The following is a 17,285-nucleotide window of genomic DNA, read 5'->3' as shown; positions in this document are numbered from 1 at the left end:
GCGAGGGTCATGATGGCGCGATGGTGCGTCAGCCTCTTTCACCACGCCAACCCAGTCAAACTTCGCCCTTACACCTGCCCATTGGGCCAAAACACGGGAGCTGGATATGCAGCCTACGATCCAACTGGAAATATCCCGCCGGAACCTACTGATCTCGTCGGCTGCGACGATTGCGATCACCGGCGCCACGACGAACAAAGCCGCAGCACAAACAGGGGGAAACCAGATGCCGGATATGACCAACCTATCTTTCGTGGTCAACGGAGAAAGCCGGGATCTCGCCGTCGATAACAGAACCACGCTGCTGGATGCCCTTCGCGAGCATCTTCATTTGACCGGAACCAAAAAAGGCTGCGATCACGGCCAATGCGGTGCATGTACTGTTATGGTCGATGGCCGCCGTATCAACTCCTGTCTCACACTCGCCGTCATGCACGAAGGAGACGAGATCACAACGATCGAAGGTTTGGGCAAACCCGGCGACCTTCATCCCATGCAGGCCGCCTTCGTCAAGCATGACGGGTTTCAGTGCGGCTATTGTACGCCGGGACAGATCTGTTCCTCCGTGGCGATGCTGGAGGAGATCAAGGCGAACATCCCCAGCCACGTCACCGAAAATCTGACCGCAGACGCAGGCGTTACCCCCGACGAAATTCGCGAACGCATGAGCGGCAATATATGCCGGTGCGGCGCCTATTCCAACATCGTCGAAGCGATCGTCGAAGCAGCGGGGACACGAGCATGAGAGCCTTCACCTACGAACGCGCGTCCTCCATCGAAGCGGCCGCCAAGGCAGCCGCCTCCAATCCGGACGCCAAATTCATTGCAGGCGGCACCAATTTGCTCGACCTGATGAAGCTTGAGATCGAGACCCCGACGCATCTGATCGACGTGAACGGTCTTGGCCTCGCCGAAATCGAGGTCACACCGGACGGCGGCCTGCGCATCGGCGCTCTGGTTCGAAACACCGATCTTGCCGCCCACGCAACCGTACGCCGCGATTACGGGCTGTTGTCGAGGGCACTTCTCGCAGGAGCGTCAGGCCAGCTTCGCAATAAGGCGACGACCGCCGGCAATCTCCTGCAGCGCACCCGCTGTCCGTATTTCTATGACACCAACCAGCCGTGCAACAAGCGCCAGCCGGGCAGCGGCTGTTCCGCGATTGGCGGCTTCAGCCGCCAGCACGCGGTCACTGGAACCAGCGAAGCCTGTATTGCGACCCATCCCAGCGATATGGCCATCGCCATGCGGGCGCTCGATGCCGTCGTAGAAACCGTGAAAGCGAACGGCAGCCGCCGCTCGATCCCGATCGCCGATTTTCACCGCTTGCCGGGTGATACGCCACATATCGAAACCGTTCTGGATCCCGGCGAATTCGTCATCGCTGTGGTGTTGCCCGCACCGATCGGTGGCCGGCACATCTACCGGAAGGTCCGGGACCGCGCTTCCTATGCCTTTGCGCTTGTGTCTGTGGGGGCTGTCATTCAACCGGACGGGACTGGACGGGTCGCGGTCGGCGGCGTCGCCCATAAACCCTGGCGCATCGATGAAGCAGATGAAGCACTGCCAAAAGGTGCGCGGGCAACGGCCGGTATTCTTCTTGCCGATGCCCACCCGACCGAACAGAACCGATTCAAGGTCGATCTCGTCGAGCGCACGCTCGGCGCAGTCATCGCCGAAGCAAGGGGTTGAGCCATGCAGTTCGATACACCAGCAACCACCAATCCCATCGACAATCTGAAGGTCGTCGGTCAGCCGATCCCCCGCATCGACGGTCAGTTGAAGACCACCGGCCGGGCGATATACGCCTATGAATGGCACGATGCAGATGTGCGCTACGCCTATGGCTATCCGGTCGGTGCTGCGATCGCCAAGGGCCGTATCAAATCGATGGATATCTCCACGGCAAAGAATGCGCCGGGCGTGATCGCCGTGGTGACGGCACCGGAGGTCGGTAAGCTGAAGAAGGGGAAATACAACACCGCCAATCTTTTCGGTGGCGACGAAATACAGCACTATCATCAGGCGATCGCCGTCGTGGTGGCGGAAACCTTCGAGCAGGCACGCGCGGCTGCAGCCCTGATCAAGGTCGATTACACCGAAGAAAAGGGCGCATTCGACCTGAAAGCAGCGATGGACACGGCCGTGAAGCCCGAGACGGAAGAGCCGGACTCGGCCGCCGGCGACTTTGAAAGTGCCTTCAAGACCGCGCCCGTCACCCTCGACCAATCCTACACAACGCCTGACCAATCGCATTCGATGATGGAGCCGCATGCCTCTATCGCCGCATGGGACGGCGACACGTTGACGCTGTGGACGTCGAGCCAGATGATCGACTGGTGGCGATCCGATCTGGCGACCACGCTCGACATCGACAAGGAGAAAATCCATCTGATGTCGCCCTTCATTGGCGGCGGTTTCGGTGGCAAGTTGTTTCTGCGGGCAGATGCCCTGCTGGCTGCTCTCGGGGCCAAGGCCGCAAAACGCCCGGTCAAGATCTCGCTGCCGCGCCCGCTTCTCGTCAACAACACGACCCACCGCCCAGCGACCATCCAGCGCATCCGCATCGGCGCCGAACGCGACGGCAAGATCACGGCCATCGCGCATGAGAGCTGGTCGGGCGACCTTGAGGGTGGAAATCCCGAGACCGCCGTCATGCAGACACGTCTGCTTTATGCCGGTGAAAACCGCATGACGGCGATGCGGCTGGCGACGCTCGATCTTCCAGAGGGCAACGCCATGCGGGCACCGGGAGAGGCGCCTGGCCTGATGGCGCTGGAGATCGCGATAGACGAGATCGCCGAGAAAGTCGGCATCGATCCCGTCCAGTTTCGCATTCTCAACGACACCCAGGTTGATCCCGAAAAGCCCGAGCGGCCATTTTCCCATCGCGACCTCGTCGGTTGTCTGAAGCTTGGTGCGGAGCGTTTTGGCTGGGATGCCCGTGGCAAACCCGGTTCGAAGCGCGAGGGCCAATGGCTGATCGGTACAGGCGTTGCGGCGGCGTTTCGCAACAACCTTGTGATGCCGTCAGGCGCGCGCGTGAAGCTGGACAGCGAAGGCGTCATCACGGTCGAAACTGATATGACCGACATCGGCACCGGCAGCTACACGATCATCGCGCAGACGGCCGCAGAAATGATGGGTGTCGCGATGGACAAGGTCGGCGTCCACCTCGGCGATTCCCGTTTTCCTGTGTCGGCCGGTTCCGGCGGACAGTTCGGTGCCAATTCCGCGACATCCGGCGTCTATGCCGCCTGCGTAAAGCTGCGGGAGGCCATAGCGCAAAAACTTGGCTTCAATTCCGACGATGTGGTCTTCGAAAATGGCACCGTTCGCTCCGGCAACCGGTCCGTGCCGCTTGCCGAGGCGGCAGGTTCCGGTGGTCTGGTGGGCGAAGACACGATGACATGGGGTGACCTCTCAAAGACACATCAGCAATCGACGTTTGGCGCGCATTTCGTTGAAGTCGGCGTCGATGCCATGACGGGAGAAAGCCGAATCCGGCGAATGCTGGCCGTTTGTGCGGCCGGACGTATCCTCAATCCCGTCACGGCGCGCAGTCAGGTGATCGGAGCCATGACGATGGGCGCTGGTGGTGCGCTGTTTGAAGAGCTTGCGGTCGACAAGAGCCGTGGGTTCTTCGTCAACCACGATCTAGCCGGTTACGAAGTGCCGGTTCATGCCGATATCCCCCATCAGGAGGTCATTTTCATGGACGAAACCGATCCGATGTCGTCGCCGATGAAGGCAAAGGGGGTCGGCGAACTTGGCCTGTGCGGCGTGGCGGCCGCCATCGCCAATGCCGTCTACAATGCGACCGGTGTCAGGGTGCGCGACTATCCGGTCACGCTGGACAAGCTGATCGGCGGTCTTCCGGAGATCGCGTGACCTTGCAGCCAGTATCGATGGCTGATGTTGGGAAAGGGAACAGCATGCTTGAATTCTCCACCACAGCTCTGCTCCCAACACCGGTCAGGGCGCTGTTGACAGATGATCCTGCGGAAATCCTTGGCTTCGCAGTCGAGTGTTTCCGCGAAGGTGCCGGAGTTGCGTTGGCCACCCTCGTCGAAATACGCGGCGGCGCGGCCCGCACTCTGGGATCCCATGTGGTGGTCGCAGCCGATGGCCGTTTTTGCGGCTACGTTTCCGGCGGCTGTGTCGAGGCAGCGGTTGCCGCAGAGGCTCTGCTTGCCATGGAGGCCGGACGCGACCGCACGGTCCTGTTCGGCGATGGCTCGCCCTTTATGGATATTGTTCTCCCATGTGGCGGCGGAATTTCCGTCGCGATCCACCTGCTACGCGACGTCACCGGCATAGAACGGGTGCTTGAAAGTCTGAACGAACGCCAGCCAATGGGTCTCAAATATGCGGCCAGGCATCAGTCGCTGGACCTTGTGGAAGTTCCCCCACGGGCTGGTTGGCAGGAGGACACATTTCTGACGGCGTACCGCCCGCGCACACGGCTGCTCGTTTCCGGACAGTCGATCGAAGCGGAAACCGTGGCACGGCTCGGCAAAGCGTCCGGCTATGACGTTGTCCTCACCCGCGCGGGGGCGGGCAAGCCGGTTATGACCTCACAGATCGATGCATACACCGCCATCGTCATGCTGCATCACGACCTGGATCAAGAGATACCAGTTCTGGAGGTAGCGCTCCACTCACCCGGCTTTTACATCGGCGCATTAGGAAGCACGAGAACGCACCGGCACCGCATCGAGCGCTTGACGGCATTGGGATATGGTGATGCGGAATTGCGCCGCATCAAGGCACCGATCGGCGTCTTCGGCCCGGCACGGGACTCCGCTTCGCTGGCGCTGTCGGTGCTCGCCGATATCGCAGCGTCCCGTTTGATGTCTTATGGATGACCATGCCAGGCATCACCGGTTTGCCGGATAGCTTTGAAAAGCCAAGGTCATAGCCGCTTCCCATCGCGATGGGGAGTGGTCGCGCCGGCTCGTTTTGAACCGAAGGTCTGGAACCTTTTGCCCGGTCGCGTGTTAAGTGCCGCCGGGCAGACGGCTTCATCTCTGTCGCATGCATTCCATACAGGAGCCTACCCAATATGAGCCTACGTCCCATCCTCGCTGGCGTCGCACTTTCCCTTTTCGCCGGCGCCGCCTTCGCGCAGACTGCCGCCGCAACAGGCGCCGATGCGACCCTCAGCGGTCCCGGTATTACAATGGGCACTGCTGCCACCATTCCGCTCAAGTATGTGAACATTCAGGACACCGACCTGATGACGTCGAAGCTGATCGGCATCGACATCGTCAACAAGCAGAATGAGGAAATCGGTGAGATTTCCGATATCGTTGTCGGCGACGGCAAGGCGGTCATCGGGATCGTTGCCAGCGTTGGCGGCTTCCTCAGCATCGGCGAAAGCTATGTCGTGCTCGACCCCGCCTCGGTTGCTCTTGCCGAGACGGACGGAACCTGGAAAGCCTATGTCGATACGACCAAGGATGATCTGTCGAACGCACCCAAGCTCGACTATTCCAAGATGAAAAAATAAACCGGTCTTGGGCCAGCTTTCGGGCTGGCCCTTAGCCTCCGGGGCGCGCCGATAAGGAACCTTTCTGCATCAATATGGGGACAAGGCTATGCTGAACCAGATCTACGACATCGGCCTGTCCTTCAATATCGTGCCGCATATCGGCGCGCTCGTCGTCGCCTATATCCTGGCATTGCCCATCGGCTGGGATCGCGAAAAGAGCGAACGCAGCGCGGGCTTGAGAACATTTCCCCTCGTGGCCATTGCCAGTTGCGGCTTCATTCAAGCCACGGAGAACCTGACGGCGGGAAATGCAGAAGCCACCGCGCGCATTGTCGAAGGCCTGATCACCGGAATGGGTTTTATCGGCGGCGGCGCTATTCTGGTGGTGAGCAAAAGCGTACGTGGCACCGCGACCGCTGCCAGTCTTTGGGCCACCGGCGCGATCGGCACCGCTGTCGGGCTAGGCGCCTATGATATCGCGCTCGTCCTGTCCGTCATGACTTTCCTCACGCTTCGCTTGAATGGCAATTTCAAGCCACCCGAGGAACCCGGCGAGAAAAATCCCGAGCGCTGATCTGGAAGCCGCGGTCGGCACCGTATCAATTGGCGCGTAGCTCCTGGTCCATCGTGGCAGCGACAAATGCCTGGCGGGCCTGTTCCGGCGTCATCTTGCGCTCAAGCGCCAGCCGGCAACAGCGGGCAGCATTCGCAGAGATATTGCTGTTTGGACCGACCATATGCCGGCTCAGGATTTCAAACCCTTGAAGCGGCCCGCAGACCTTCCGCTCGATGCCGCCCCGCAGCCGGACAATAACGGGCTGCCACTGGATTTCAGTCGGATTGCAGATTTCATTCGGGTGCATGCCTTCCTCCATAAGAAACGAGATCTCCCGCGCCGCAAACGTTGGATGAGAGACTTTGTTCCACGGCAGTTGAACAGCATGATTTTTGACGCTGCGGATGGTTCGCTTTCACCAAATTTGCGGGGAAAAGCTGTGACAATTACCCGAATCTCTAAGGCGCCAGGACGGGATTTTCGGCCTCGATCGCCGCGCGGACGAAAGCGCCGCGGGATTCCTCAATTTCTTCACCGGGCTGCAGCGCAGCGGTGCATGCGACCTTGGCAGCTTCGCACAGCGGACCACAGTCAACCGGCAAATTATTTTCGAGATAATGCAAGGCCTCTTTCGGGCCATTGATCGTGTACGGGCCCTCGTCGCTCGTGATGGTAAGGGGAATTTCCCAAATGATGTCCGGCATATCAGTCCTTCCTGCAAAACAGCGCAACATTCGAGGAAGGGCAATGTTCCCAGCCATCACGCAGCCGTGTCCGAAAGATGGGAATACGACCGCGAAATTGATGGCGGGCCCTCGTCGTTGCGTGAAGAGGTACCAAGCGGGACGTGCGGCACCCCAGAGAGGATACGAGCACTACGGGCGCCGATAGATCGGCCGTGTGAAAATCTTGCCCTGTTCGACGAATGATACCGTGCCTACAAGGCAATGCTTTTCACCGCTCTCAAGCGTACCGGCGCCAAACTGTTTTTCTATCGCTTCAGCTAACGTCAGACCTGACACCACGACGAGGTCACTATCGACCAGCGTGCCGCCGGCATCGAAGTGCATCGGATGGATGAAAACATTGCCTCGGAAGGGCTCAGCCATCAAGCGTCACTCAAGATCTGCGTTGGAGGGCGGGGTGGGCAAAAACGGCTGACATGCTTCATTGCGCGCCAATGGCGATGACGACAGGAGCGGAGTCTATCGGGAGTGTGCTGCCGCTGGGCAGCGTGTAGATATAGCCGATCGTCAGTGCCAGCACGCCAAAGGCAAGGTTCATCAGCGCGACTGCGAAAATATCGTCGTCCATCGTGGTTCTCCTTTGAGCAAGGGAACCCCATCGATCGGAGAAAGTTCCGGCCGTGATTGCGAGCGATACGCCAACTGGGGACTGGCAGCTGACCGCGCGCTATCTGCAGTCCCGGCGCGCTTCACAGCCGATTGTTGGCATTTTATTCATATTGTTTCCAAATACTGTCAGCCGAAGGCAATCTAAATCTGGGCAGGCGCGTTGATCGAGTAACCAGGCGTTGATCGAGTAACCAGAGTGGAGACGGCCATGGACAATGACATGCGTACCATACTCGTTGTCGAAGATGAGCCGCTCATCCGGATGCTCTTGACCGAGGCGCTCGAAGACGAAGGCTACGGCGTCCGCGAGGCGCGGACCGTCCTTGAGGCCGTCGCGATCTTGGGACTGCACGAGATTGATGCCGTCATCACCGATATCGACATGCCGGGCGGTTTGAACGGACTTGATCTCGCAAAGCTCCTGCAAGGCTATGGGAAACGTATTTCCACGATCGTAACCTCCGGCGGTCACCAACTCGACGACGATATACTGCCGGGCGAGGCCCGCTTTGTCCCGAAGCCTTATAGCGTGGTTGCGATGCTTTTGCTGCTCGGCGAAATGTTTCTGGCCCAGCCGGACCGGCAGCGCGAAGGTGCTCAGAAAACAGCATCCTAGATTGTGGAAACGGTTGTCCAAGGGGCCAAAAATATCGCCAAGCCCATGGAAAGCCTGGACCAGCGTCCCCATTTCCTTGATTAGACATCAGTCAAGTGAGGTTATCATGTCAACGACGGGCGCCAATGCTTCAAAAGCGTTGCTGATTGAGATCATTCCACCGGAAAAGACTTCGATGGATCGCATCATGATGTGTGACTGTTGCCGCGAGAGAAAGCTTGCGAGCCAGTTCGATCAGGATTGCTGCGGGATCTGCATCGACTGCATTGACGCCGACCCGGTCTGCTTTAACGGGGATATCGAACTCAAGCACCGCTCCTGAACGGCGCGGCAAATTCGTGTTTCCACGGACCATCCAGATATCTCCACAGGTCGAGCCCGATGATATCGATCTCATGCGGACTGAAGGTCCCGGCGAGATCGGTGTCAAGCCTGTCTGCTGCGGGTCGTGATACTTTATTCTGCACCGTGATGTGCGGCTGCCATTTCTGCATATCCTGCGACACCAGATAAGGCGCGAAGGCGGCTTTCAGCCCGGCACGGACAGTTTGGAGTTCCGGGCTGATGACCGTGAACGCCACGCCTGCACCAATGTGGCGAACGCCGTTAACCTCTGCCTTGATTATGCTGGTTGCTGCCGCAGCGTCCGTGAGTTGCTTCATGATCTGGGCGGCATATTCCCCCGGCAGGCGGTAAAACACCTTCAGATGCGCACGCAGAAAGTTTCTAGCCTGGGGAAAGTGCGCTTGCCGCAGACGGTCGAACGGTTCCAGATGATCCTGCGCAATCTGCGCGGTCACAATAAGGGGATGAAGCGTCTTCACTGTGCGGCGCTACCTTTCATTCCGTAATCTCTGCCCAAACAACGACAGCACAATCATAGAAGCAAATCCTCGGCCCAAACGGCATAGGGCGTGTTCTTGACCAGATGCCGGTTGAAGTCCGGCGCGCCGTCGTTCCACCAGACAGGGCCACGTTCGCCGAGCGAAACCTTGGCGTCATCGACACGCTGCCGGGCCAGCGCCAGCGCAGCGGCATCACCCTTCGCATCGCGAACCGCACGGCGGGCCGACATCAGCGCCTTGACCAGGCGCTCACGGGTTTCCTCATCTAGGTCCGGATTGCTCCGGCGCCAGAGGCGGCCGCGAACGACAAAATACCTGCCGTCCGGCGTATTCGGATAAGCCGCGTGGCTCAAGCGTTTTCCCTCCCAACCAGTCTGACCCTATGCTGCTGCTTTTGCCAACGACCAGCGTGAGCTGGCGTATGGAACCTTTGCGTCCGCTTGGTGTTTAGGAACGGCAAAAGGTTGTGAACGCGTGGCGGATATTTCTCCGCAATTCGCCGAGCCAGGCACTGGCAGCGGCCTTTAAGCCTTCCTAAGTGAGTGACATGCCGCGCAGATATCCACCCGGCAGGTTTTTCAAGTGCGACGATGTCGAGCGTGACGACGGTCCCGATTTTCCACCCCCAAATCCGAGGCGACACATGGCGGATGATCCGGCACCGAAGGCAGGTGCAAATTGAACGCTCCCGGCATCGACCATGAGGATCGGATACGGCGGCTGCGCCGGATGCATGGTATCGCCAGACTGATGGATACGGCGATCCGGATACCCGGAACGGGTGTTAGACTGGGCGCGGATTCGATCCTCGGGCTCCTGCCCGGCGTGGGCGATGCCGGCGCCGCGCTGGTGGGCCTGTTTCTCGTCAACGAGGCCCGCCAGCTTGGTGTGCCACCTCAAACTCTCCTGCGCATGCTGGGAAATCTGGGCGTCGATACCATCGGTGGAAGCGTGCCGCTGCTTGGCGATATCTTTGACGTCTACTTCAAATCCAATCGCCGTAACCTGAACATCGTTCTCGATCATTTCGGCATTTCGGAAGAGGAGCTTCTGCGGACGCGCAGAAGGACGTAAAGCGAGCAATCGCAGGTCCGGTCCACCCTTGCCGTGCGAAAGCTCTCCCTCCGTGTGGCCACCATCGCCGTTACGCATCCACAGCCTGACCAGCCCGCGGGCGTGGTTTTAACAGCTTTCGCGCGATGCTTTTCAAAACCACGGCATCGGTCTCACCAAGCGCATTGCGAACAGCTTCCGTCAAGCTGATGGACACAAAGTCTGCATTGATCTCCTCAGGTTCGATACGTGGCCGCTCATCACCGTCTGCCATTGGCATGATGATGCCCACGCGCAAAGACGGTTTGGCGCGCTTCAGGCGCCGGACGATCTGACGCGCGTGTGATTTGGAATTGTCGTTGAGGAAAGCCACAAGAACCGTGTCAGCGCCTTCCGTGGATATCGCGTTGCGGCCCGCAAAGATGGTGTGTTCCGCGGTCACCACGTCTGCACCTTGAACGGCGATGACCTGCGCCATCATCCATGCGGCAGCGTCATCGAGCGCACCTCTGCCCCCCACGCAGACGATTGTGCGTCCTTTTCCATCGGGAAGGTCGAGGTCTTTTTCGGCCTCGCCGCCATCACCCGGCTTATCCGCCTCATCCTCATCCTCTTCGTTTTCCTCTTCCTCGGCGATCTCGGCGAGATTGCCGATGAGGATCTGCGCGCTTGAAGCGACCAGTGCGATCTGCTGTTCGGACATGACGCCTCTTTGACGATCCGTCTCGCCCAGCACCAGCGCCGGCAAGCCGACCTTTTCGTAATAGTCGATCAGATACTCATCCTCGAGAAACTCCTCCGCATTATCGGTGGCTTCGCTGGGATCGCCGGCAAGCAGGCGCTGATAGAGTTTTTCCTGGGGCTGGAGCACAGGCTCGTTGCCCAGCAGAACGTCGAGGAAGCTGAACTGCGGAACATATCGTCCAAGGACCACCAGGCAGACCGTTAGGGGTGTCGAGAGCATCAACCCGAGCGGCCCCCATAGCCAAGACCAGAAAATGGCTGAGATGATGATGGCGAGTGGAGACAGGCCGGTATGGCTGCCATAGAGCCATGGTTCGATGACATTATTGCTGATCAGCTCGGTGACGATGAACAATCCCGCGACCCAGGCGACAAGCGACCAGCCAGGGGAAATCGCCAAAGCCAGGAAGAGCGGCAGGATCATGCCGATCACCGGGCCGATATAAGGCACGAACCGCAGCACCAGCGTCAGCAGGCCCCACAGCACGGCGTTTGGGATACCCAGCAGCCAGAGCCCGATGGTGATCGGAATGGCATAGAGAGCGTTGACCACCAATTGCATCAACAGGTACTTGCCGACGCGTTTCCCCGCGTCCTGCAGGGCGGCCGTGGTGCGGTGAAGATCGCCAAGCCCGACCAGGCGGATGAAGCGGTCGCGCAACTCTTCGCGTTCCAGCAGCATGAAAATCACCAGAACGATGACCAGGCCCGCAGTCGCGAACGGACTGATGAGGGGCAGGATGACGTTCACCAGGGTTTCGATCGGCTTGGAGCGCGTGATGATCTCGACCGGCATCGGTTCGCGGATGTTCGCCTCCGGTGCAAACGCGTCCTGGCTTTCCACCGCGCGGTTCTGCATCTCAGCTCCGACCCGCTCGACGACCTTGCTCAGGTGTTCGAGCACACCATTGCCGGATCCCGCCTGACTGAGGGCATGGACCTTTCCAACGATGTTGCGCTGATAGGTCGGAATATTCTCCGCCAGATTGGCAACCTGCCCGGCGACAATGAAGCTGAAGGCAGCAATCACCAGAAACGCGGAGACGACCGCCAGGATCACGGCGGCAATTTTCGGCACATACCGCTTGCGCAGGAAGGAGACGATCGGTGCAAGGGTGAAGGTCAAAAGGAGTGAGAGCGCCAGCGGCACGAAGATTTCCTGCCCCACCCGCAGGATGACGGCGACGCCGATCAGGATCAGGATCGTCCGACCTGACAAAGCAGTGTTGGCCAGTGACCCCTGGCTTGGAACCGCGCCGTGCATATCTGTGACCTTGGATGCTTGCGTGCTCAACGGCCGACTCCTCGTGATGCTATGCGGCGGCAACCTGGCGCCTCAACGCTTAGATACGGCAGCCTGGGTGTTTATCGAGGTGGCTTTAAAAATATTGGCTGATCGCCAAGGGCACGGATTGCAAAGAGCCGATCAGGCGGCAGCAAATTGCCGGCTGGCGGAACCTTACAGGGGTCTGCGGGTTGCTGGTGCGAAGCCATGGAGAAAGACGAAATGACCCAGACGATAGATGACGTGACGCGGGCCTATGACCTGATGGAAAAGATCATGTTCTGCATGCTTGCGACGCGGGATGACAGCGACATCCGCGCCAGGCCAATGGCGGCCCATGTTGAGCGCATGGAAAACGCGATTTATTTCCTTACCGACGCTGAAAGTCACAAGGACGAGGAGATCGAGAAGTTTCCGGACGTGTGTCTGGCTTTCGCGGATTCCAAGGGCCAAAAATACGTGTCGGTCTCCGGCAAAGCCACGGTTTCCAATGATCGCGAAAAGATCCGGGAGCTGTTTTCCACCCCATCGAAAGCCTGGTGGGACGATGCTGACGACCCGTCGATCCGCGTGCTCAAGATCGATCCTTCGTCCGCCGAATACTGGGATAGCCCCGGCACGGTGGTCAGCTATATCAAGATGTTTGCTGCCGCAGTGAGCGACAGCAGGCCGGACATGGGTAAAAACGCGAAGGTTGACCTGTAACAAGCCGGGTCTGGAAAGGCGCTTCGCAAAAAATTCTGCAGTCGCCCAACTCTGCCTTCACCGATAGCAAAGCGCCTTGAACGGTCCACTGTTCAAGGCGCTTTTCCGTTTCTGGCATCGGAACTTTAGGCGCAGAACCTGCTGATGGGGATGGCAAACCGGGCGAACCTACCGAAATGGTTTGACACCAGCATCGCCCAATGAGAACAAGAGGGGAACATTGAATAAGGGAATCCAAGATGATCCGCTACAAACGCCACGATGAGCCGGACACGAAGGTCCAAAAAACACCATCAAAGCCGAATGCAGATCGCGCAACAGCCGCAGTAGCGGGGCAAGCCGTTGAAGATGTCGAAGCTGCTCCGTTAAACCTAGACCCGGCGCCGGCAGGTGAGCCACTGACGCTCTCATTGACCGAGGAAGTACCGCGCAAAACCCGCAAGCCTGTGAAGCGAAAGGTCAAAAACGCGGATGCAAATGAGCCAGCAGCCACGTTGCCATTGCTGACGAGCCTCGACGGCTGACATTGCTTCCTGAAAAACTCTTTTAGCCATCTTGCCCGCGGGCAATCGCTATGGCTGCATCAGTTCCAGCAGTACCGCAGACAGCTCTTCCATCCTGTAGGGCTTTGCCAATATCCGCACGCCCAATGCATGGGCCTCGGCCTGGAATGCGGCGGCATATCCACTGGTCAGCAAAACCGGGACATCGTATTTGCGCGTGCGGATTTCCTTGGCGAGGTCCACGCCGTTCATCCCGCCGGGCATCATGATATCGGAAAAGACCAGATCGATGTTGCGGCCATTGGCCAAGGCACCAAGCGCTGCCTGGGCAGAGGCCACGCGCGTCACCCGGTATCCGGAACTCCTGATCATCTCTGCGGTGAATTCTGCCACTTCATGATCGTCCTCGACGAGGAGCACATGGCCGTTGCCCGGCCCTTGATCCAGCTCCGTTTTCGCATGGCCAATCTTGGCAGTGCGGGCGTTGGGCGAGAGGTCGGAACGGGGAAACAGCAGTGAAATACTCGTGCCCTGTCCCACCTCGCTCTTGATATCCAGCTTGCCACCTGCCGAGTTTGCAAACCCATATGCCTGCGCCAATCCGAGCCCGGAACCTTTGCCGACATCCTTTGTCGTATAGAACGGCTCTAGAGCATGCGCGAGAACCTCAGGCGTCATGCCGGACCCATTATCGGCAATGATGACCTGAACGAAATCGCCGGAGAACCGGCCGGCTTTTAGGGAAGGTTTGTTTTTTGCAGAAACGGTAATCGTACCGCCGTTCGGCATGGCATCCCGGGCGTTGATGCACAGGTTCATGACCACGAGCTCGAACTCGTTGGTATCGAGATAGACCGGCCACAGGTCGGCAGCGAAATCGGTGACCACCTGGATGTCGCCGCGCAGCGACCGCTCCAAAAGCTCGCGCATTCCGGCAATCTGGCGGGGGATGTCAATCGCTTCGGGATCGATGGCCTGGCGCCTGGAAAACGTCAGAAGCTGGCGGGTCAGCCCGGCGCCCCGGTCAACGGCCTGGCGCATGCCGATCTCGATCCGTTCGCGGCGAACCGGATCGTCGGTTCGCTTCAGCATATCGAGACCACCGGAAATCGCCATCAGCAGATTGTTGAAATCGTGCGCAACACCACCGGTGAGCTGGCCAACGGCTTCCATCTTCAAGCTGTGGCGCAGAAGCTCCTCGGTGCGCTGGCGCTCCTCCACCTCCAACAGCAGCCGTTCATGTGCGGAACGCAGTTCCTCTCCCGTGCGGTTCTGATCGGTCAGATCCGTCACCACGCAACAGAACGTCTCAGGCGACCGTTCGTCTCCACCGAGCCTGGCGAAGGAGAAGTGAACAGGAACAAGCAAGCCGTTCACCGAGACCAGATCGAATTCACCCTTGCCGGACTGGGCCGCAGCCGCGTCGAGCCGGGCGATGTCGTTTGGAGACACGTACCGTGACAGGAGGCCGCCAACGATAGCGCTGGTATTGACGCCGACGAGTTCGGCAAACCGCCTGTTGCTGTAGAGAACAGTCCCGTCGGCCGACAGGGTCACGGCACCTTCGCGCATTTCCTCGACAAGGATCCGGTAGGTCTGGTCGGCGGTCTCCAATGTATAGACCTGCGGCACGCCACCATCACCGGCAACGACAACTGCATCGACCTCACCATTGCGGATCGCATCGAGTGTTTCTTCCGCCTCCCTCAGGCGCTCGCGCAATGCCTCCGTCTCGCGAGAAAGGCTGCCGTCTTCAATCATCTTTGCCGGTCCTGTTCGTACTCTTTCGCTGCACGATGCCCAGCGCCTCGAGGGCCCTTGGCTCGTCGGACAGATCACCGATAATGCGCCGGATAGGGCCGGGCATGATCTTCACCAGCGTCGGCGCGGCAATGATCTGATGCTCCCTTGCCGCCTCCGGATGCTGATAGAGGTCGATCACCTCAAGCTCATAGTCATCCGTGTAATGCGCGTCGCAGATGCGCCGGGCATTTGAAATTGCATGCACGGAGCGTGCGGTCGTTCCGGTTACGTAAAGTCTCAACACATATGTCCGCCTCGGGGTTTCATCCATGCCGCTCACGTCAACGGCTGCAGGTCGAGGCCGACGAGAACGCGCTCGGAGTCTGAAAGATTACCGATGATGCGTTTCAATGGTGGCGGCAGACGCCGCACGAGGGTAGGGACCGCCAGGATTTGGTCACCGGCAGCAAGCTGCGGGTTTTCCAGGAGGTCGATGACCTCGATCCGGTACCGTCCGGCAAGATGTTCCTCGCAAATCTGCTTAAGATTGGCCAAAGCCGCAGCGGACTTGGGCGTATTGCCAGCCACGTAAAGGCGCAAATTGTAATGACCGTCGTCAACGGCCTCGCCGCCTACTCCCAAACCGTCATTCAGGCCCTGTTCTTCATCATCCAACCCGCTCATTCCGCAGCTCCCCGGCGCGCGGCCATCGCGTCCCTGTTCTTGGCAAAGGACGTCTCGCGCGCGGCATCCTGTTCGAGTACCCGGTTGACCTCCTCCTCCTCCGCCTCGAGTGCAGATCTAAGGTCGGCGATCTGGCGCTCGATCGTTTCGCGCCGCCGCTCGATATCACGCCGGCGCCGCGTGTTCTCCTGTTCCCGGCGCGTTTCTTCCACCGCGTCCGCCGCTTCCTGTGCCAAGCGCGAAGACCCCGTCAGCACCCCGCCGGCGCCGACATAGGCATTGATGAGATGGATACCACGGGTGCCCAGAACATATTCGCGGATTTGGTTGGAGTGGCTCATACCACGGGATTTCAAAACGTAGAGACCCCGGTTGCGCTCGCCGTTCGATTCGACATGTACAAGCGAAAGCCACGTATCCATCAGCGACGACATGCCGATATCCGTGGCGTCGGTCACCTGTTGGCCGGAGACGAGATTGGTCAAAATTGCGGTCGTCCCGTTGCTTTTGAGAAGGTCGATGACGCGGAGCAAGGCCGAGTGGACTTCGCCCTGTTCCCCGCGCAACGACGAGATCGGATCGAGCACAACGGCGTCCGGTTTGAACCGTTCGATTTCGCGGTGCATGCGGGCCAGGTGCATCTCAAGCCCGAACAGGCTCGGGCGTGCGGCCTCGAACTTCAACAGGCCGGCATCGACCCATGGCTCAAGATCGATGCCGATCGATCGCATGTTGCGGACGATCTGCGCTGGCGATTCTTCAAAGGCAAAATACAGACACTTTTCACCGCGCCGGCAGGCAGCATCGACGAAGCTGCTGGCGATGCTGGTTTTTCCGGTCCCTGCCGTCCCCGAGATGAGGACGCTGGAGCCGCGATAAAATCCACCGACGCCCAACATGCCATCAAGGCCGGGGATCCCGGTCGATACCGCGTCGTTATTGGTCGAATGGGCAAGCCCGGCCGAGGTGATCGGCAAAACGGAGATGCCCTGATCGTCGATGAGAAACGGATACTCGTTGGTGCCATGCGCAGAGCCGCGATATTTGACGATGCGGATGCGACGCGTGGTGATCTGATGCTCGACGCGATTGTCGAGCAGGATCACACAGTCAGAAATATATTCCTCCAGCCCGTAACGGGTGAGGGACCCTTCGCCCCGCTCCGCCGTGATGATCGCAGTGACGCCCTGTTCCTTCAGCCAGGCAAACAGGCGCCTCAGTTCAGCGCGAAGAATATCCGTATTGCCAAGACCGGCAAACAGGACCTCAAGCGTGTCCAGAACGACCCGCTTGGCGCCGATGCTCTTGATCGCGTGATCGAGCCGGATGAACAATCCGTCGAGATCATAATCTCCCGACTGCTCTATCTCGCTCTTCTCCACCCGGACATAGTCCATCACGATCTTCTTGGCATCCATCAGGCTCTGCAGATCATAGCCCAGCGACTGGACATTCAAGGCCAGATCCTCGCTGGCTTCCTCGAAGCTCATGAACACGCCCGGCTCGTCAAACATCGTCGCGCCATTGACGAGAACCGTCATGGCAAACAGGGTCTTGCCACAGCCCGGCCCGCCGCAGACGAGGGTCGGCCGTTGGGCGGGAAGACCGCCCAGCGTAACGTCGTCGAAGCCTAGGATCCCGGTTGCGGCTTTCGGAAGCGCCGTTCCTGCCACGAGGGAGGGAGAGATGGATGTCATGCTGT

Annotated in this window: 22 protein-coding genes; 11 read left to right on the top strand and 11 right to left on the bottom strand. The window is 59.3% G+C overall.

Annotated features, from left to right (window positions below; genetic code table 11):
- Positions 1-106: 106 nt before the first annotated feature.
- From paoA to PYR65_RS26790, 6 genes are all read left to right on the top strand, one after another.
- Positions 107-745: an aldehyde dehydrogenase iron-sulfur subunit PaoA gene (paoA, locus tag PYR65_RS26815; protein ID WP_276122334.1), complete on the top strand. Its 639-nt coding sequence runs from the start codon at positions 107-109 to the stop codon at positions 743-745.
- A complete protein-coding gene (locus tag PYR65_RS26810; protein WP_276122333.1) occupies positions 742-1,692 on the top strand; it encodes an FAD binding domain-containing protein in 951 nt (316 codons plus the stop codon). Before paoA ends, PYR65_RS26810 begins: the two co-directional genes overlap by 4 nt.
- Positions 1,693-1,695: 3 nt before the next feature.
- Positions 1,696-3,891, top strand: a complete 2,196-nt coding sequence (paoC, locus tag PYR65_RS26805) for an aldehyde oxidoreductase molybdenum-binding subunit PaoC (protein ID WP_276122332.1) — start codon at positions 1,696-1,698, stop codon at positions 3,889-3,891.
- A gap of 44 nt (positions 3,892-3,935) precedes the next feature.
- Entirely contained in the window at positions 3,936-4,868 is a 933-nt protein-coding gene (locus tag PYR65_RS26800) for an XdhC family protein (RefSeq protein WP_276122331.1), read from the top strand.
- Between the two features lie 197 nt (positions 4,869-5,065).
- Entirely contained in the window at positions 5,066-5,512 is a 447-nt protein-coding gene (locus PYR65_RS26795) for a PRC-barrel domain-containing protein (protein ID WP_276122330.1), read from the top strand.
- Between the two features lie 88 nt (positions 5,513-5,600).
- On the top strand, positions 5,601-6,068 hold the full coding sequence (locus tag PYR65_RS26790; protein ID WP_276122329.1) for an MgtC/SapB family protein: 468 nt from the start codon (positions 5,601-5,603) through the stop codon (positions 6,066-6,068).
- A 25-nt stretch (positions 6,069-6,093) separates the two neighbouring features.
- Here PYR65_RS26790 and PYR65_RS26785 read toward each other — a convergent pair whose 3' ends face one another.
- The 4 genes from PYR65_RS26785 to PYR65_RS26770 all read right to left on the bottom strand — a co-directional run bounded on the left by PYR65_RS26785 (position 6,094) and on the right by PYR65_RS26770 (position 7,364).
- Positions 6,094-6,357 (bottom strand): DUF982 domain-containing protein, encoded by a 264-nt coding sequence (locus PYR65_RS26785; protein ID WP_162252653.1) that lies wholly within the window; start codon positions 6,355-6,357, stop codon positions 6,094-6,096.
- Positions 6,358-6,508: 151 nt separating this feature from the next.
- Positions 6,509-6,754 (bottom strand): DUF982 domain-containing protein, encoded by a 246-nt coding sequence (locus PYR65_RS26780; protein WP_276122328.1) that lies wholly within the window; start codon positions 6,752-6,754, stop codon positions 6,509-6,511.
- A 171-nt stretch (positions 6,755-6,925) separates the two neighbouring features.
- Positions 6,926-7,159: a hypothetical protein gene (locus PYR65_RS26775; protein ID WP_276122327.1), complete on the bottom strand. Its 234-nt coding sequence runs from the start codon at positions 7,157-7,159 to the stop codon at positions 6,926-6,928.
- Positions 7,160-7,217: 58 nt separating this feature from the next.
- On the bottom strand, positions 7,218-7,364 hold the full coding sequence (locus tag PYR65_RS26770) for a hypothetical protein (protein ID WP_156383115.1): 147 nt from the start codon (positions 7,362-7,364) through the stop codon (positions 7,218-7,220).
- Between the two features lie 261 nt (positions 7,365-7,625).
- Between PYR65_RS26770 and PYR65_RS26765 the strand changes: the two genes are divergently transcribed.
- The gene (locus PYR65_RS26765) at positions 7,626-8,021 is read left to right on the top strand and encodes a response regulator (RefSeq protein ID WP_276122326.1); all 396 of its coding nucleotides are present in this window, start codon (positions 7,626-7,628) and stop codon (positions 8,019-8,021) included.
- A 106-nt stretch (positions 8,022-8,127) separates the two neighbouring features.
- Entirely contained in the window at positions 8,128-8,343 is a 216-nt protein-coding gene (locus PYR65_RS26760) for a hypothetical protein (protein ID WP_060637733.1), read from the top strand.
- Here PYR65_RS26760 and PYR65_RS26755 read toward each other — a convergent pair.
- Positions 8,327-8,845 (bottom strand): 2'-5' RNA ligase family protein, encoded by a 519-nt coding sequence (locus tag PYR65_RS26755; RefSeq protein ID WP_276122325.1) that lies wholly within the window; start codon positions 8,843-8,845, stop codon positions 8,327-8,329. The genes PYR65_RS26760 and PYR65_RS26755 overlap by 17 nt on opposite strands.
- A 53-nt stretch (positions 8,846-8,898) precedes the next feature.
- Positions 8,899-9,219: a hypothetical protein gene (locus tag PYR65_RS26750; RefSeq protein WP_276122324.1), complete on the bottom strand. Its 321-nt coding sequence runs from the start codon at positions 9,217-9,219 to the stop codon at positions 8,899-8,901.
- Positions 9,220-9,595: 376 nt separating this feature from the next.
- Here PYR65_RS26750 and PYR65_RS26745 point away from each other — a divergent pair, with 376 nt between their 5' ends.
- Entirely contained in the window at positions 9,596-9,940 is a 345-nt protein-coding gene (locus tag PYR65_RS26745; RefSeq protein ID WP_060637730.1) for a DUF4112 domain-containing protein, read from the top strand.
- Positions 9,941-10,010: 70 nt separating this feature from the next.
- Here PYR65_RS26745 and PYR65_RS26740 read toward each other — a convergent pair whose 3' ends face one another.
- Positions 10,011-11,927, bottom strand: a complete 1,917-nt coding sequence (locus tag PYR65_RS26740) for an AI-2E family transporter (protein ID WP_276122337.1) — start codon at positions 11,925-11,927, stop codon at positions 10,011-10,013.
- 243 nt (positions 11,928-12,170) lie between these two features.
- Here PYR65_RS26740 and PYR65_RS26735 point away from each other — a divergent pair, with 243 nt between their 5' ends.
- Positions 12,171-12,653 (top strand): pyridoxamine 5'-phosphate oxidase family protein, encoded by a 483-nt coding sequence (locus PYR65_RS26735; RefSeq protein ID WP_276122323.1) that lies wholly within the window; start codon positions 12,171-12,173, stop codon positions 12,651-12,653.
- A gap of 239 nt (positions 12,654-12,892) precedes the next feature.
- A complete protein-coding gene (locus tag PYR65_RS26730) occupies positions 12,893-13,177 on the top strand; it encodes a hypothetical protein (protein ID WP_276122322.1) in 285 nt (94 codons plus the stop codon).
- 48 nt (positions 13,178-13,225) lie between these two features.
- Here the strand turns inward: PYR65_RS26730 and PYR65_RS26725 are convergent, their stop codons facing one another.
- Genes PYR65_RS26725 through kaiC form a run of 4 tightly spaced genes read right to left on the bottom strand, consistent with a single transcriptional unit; the run spans position 13,226 to position 17,280 of the window.
- The gene (locus tag PYR65_RS26725) at positions 13,226-14,917 is read right to left on the bottom strand and encodes a response regulator (RefSeq protein ID WP_276122321.1); all 1,692 of its coding nucleotides are present in this window, start codon (positions 14,915-14,917) and stop codon (positions 13,226-13,228) included.
- Positions 14,910-15,203, bottom strand: a complete 294-nt coding sequence (locus PYR65_RS26720) for a circadian clock KaiB family protein (protein ID WP_244490144.1) — start codon at positions 15,201-15,203, stop codon at positions 14,910-14,912. Before PYR65_RS26720 ends, PYR65_RS26725 begins: the two co-directional genes overlap by 8 nt.
- Before the next feature lie 32 nt (positions 15,204-15,235).
- On the bottom strand, positions 15,236-15,583 hold the full coding sequence (kaiB, locus tag PYR65_RS26715) for a circadian clock protein KaiB (protein ID WP_082546710.1): 348 nt from the start codon (positions 15,581-15,583) through the stop codon (positions 15,236-15,238).
- On the bottom strand, positions 15,580-17,280 hold the full coding sequence (kaiC, locus tag PYR65_RS26710) for a circadian clock protein KaiC (protein ID WP_276122320.1): 1,701 nt from the start codon (positions 17,278-17,280) through the stop codon (positions 15,580-15,582). The genes kaiB and kaiC overlap by 4 nt, the downstream gene beginning before the upstream one ends.
- Between the last annotated feature and the right edge of the window lie 5 nt (positions 17,281-17,285).

Origin of the sequence: Pararhizobium qamdonense, from assembly GCF_029277445.1 — a bacterium.
Classification (GTDB): Bacteria; Pseudomonadota; Alphaproteobacteria; order Rhizobiales; family Rhizobiaceae; genus Pararhizobium; species Pararhizobium qamdonense.
Note: the sequence above shows the minus strand (reverse complement) of the source record. Positions and strands in the feature narration are given on the sequence as shown.

Coding starts and splice junctions, on each gene's coding strand:
- PYR65_RS26785 (WP_162252653.1), bottom strand. CDS start 6,357: ATGCACCCGAATGAAATCTGCAATCCGACTGAAATCCAGTGGCAGCCC.
- PYR65_RS26775 (WP_276122327.1), bottom strand. CDS start 7,159: ATGGCTGAGCCCTTCCGAGGCAATGTTTTCATCCATCCGATGCACTTC.
- PYR65_RS26770 (WP_156383115.1), bottom strand. CDS start 7,364: ATGGACGACGATATTTTCGCAGTCGCGCTGATGAACCTTGCCTTTGGC.
- PYR65_RS26745 (WP_060637730.1), top strand. CDS start 9,596: ATGCATGGTATCGCCAGACTGATGGATACGGCGATCCGGATACCCGGA.
- PYR65_RS26795 (WP_276122330.1), top strand. CDS start 5,066: ATGAGCCTACGTCCCATCCTCGCTGGCGTCGCACTTTCCCTTTTCGCC.
- PYR65_RS26735 (WP_276122323.1), top strand. CDS start 12,171: ATGACCCAGACGATAGATGACGTGACGCGGGCCTATGACCTGATGGAA.
- PYR65_RS26790 (WP_276122329.1), top strand. CDS start 5,601: ATGCTGAACCAGATCTACGACATCGGCCTGTCCTTCAATATCGTGCCG.
- PYR65_RS26730 (WP_276122322.1), top strand. CDS start 12,893: ATGATCCGCTACAAACGCCACGATGAGCCGGACACGAAGGTCCAAAAA.
- paoC (WP_276122332.1), top strand. CDS start 1,696: ATGCAGTTCGATACACCAGCAACCACCAATCCCATCGACAATCTGAAG.
- PYR65_RS26810 (WP_276122333.1), top strand. CDS start 742: ATGAGAGCCTTCACCTACGAACGCGCGTCCTCCATCGAAGCGGCCGCC.
- PYR65_RS26800 (WP_276122331.1), top strand. CDS start 3,936: ATGCTTGAATTCTCCACCACAGCTCTGCTCCCAACACCGGTCAGGGCG.
- PYR65_RS26725 (WP_276122321.1), bottom strand. CDS start 14,917: ATGATTGAAGACGGCAGCCTTTCTCGCGAGACGGAGGCATTGCGCGAG.
- PYR65_RS26780 (WP_276122328.1), bottom strand. CDS start 6,754: ATGCCGGACATCATTTGGGAAATTCCCCTTACCATCACGAGCGACGAG.
- paoA (WP_276122334.1), top strand. CDS start 107: ATGCAGCCTACGATCCAACTGGAAATATCCCGCCGGAACCTACTGATC.
- kaiB (WP_082546710.1), bottom strand. CDS start 15,583: ATGAGCGGGTTGGATGATGAAGAACAGGGCCTGAATGACGGTTTGGGA.
- PYR65_RS26760 (WP_060637733.1), top strand. CDS start 8,128: ATGTCAACGACGGGCGCCAATGCTTCAAAAGCGTTGCTGATTGAGATC.
- PYR65_RS26765 (WP_276122326.1), top strand. CDS start 7,626: ATGCGTACCATACTCGTTGTCGAAGATGAGCCGCTCATCCGGATGCTC.
- PYR65_RS26740 (WP_276122337.1), bottom strand. CDS start 11,927: ATGCACGGCGCGGTTCCAAGCCAGGGGTCACTGGCCAACACTGCTTTG.
- kaiC (WP_276122320.1), bottom strand. CDS start 17,280: ATGACATCCATCTCTCCCTCCCTCGTGGCAGGAACGGCGCTTCCGAAA.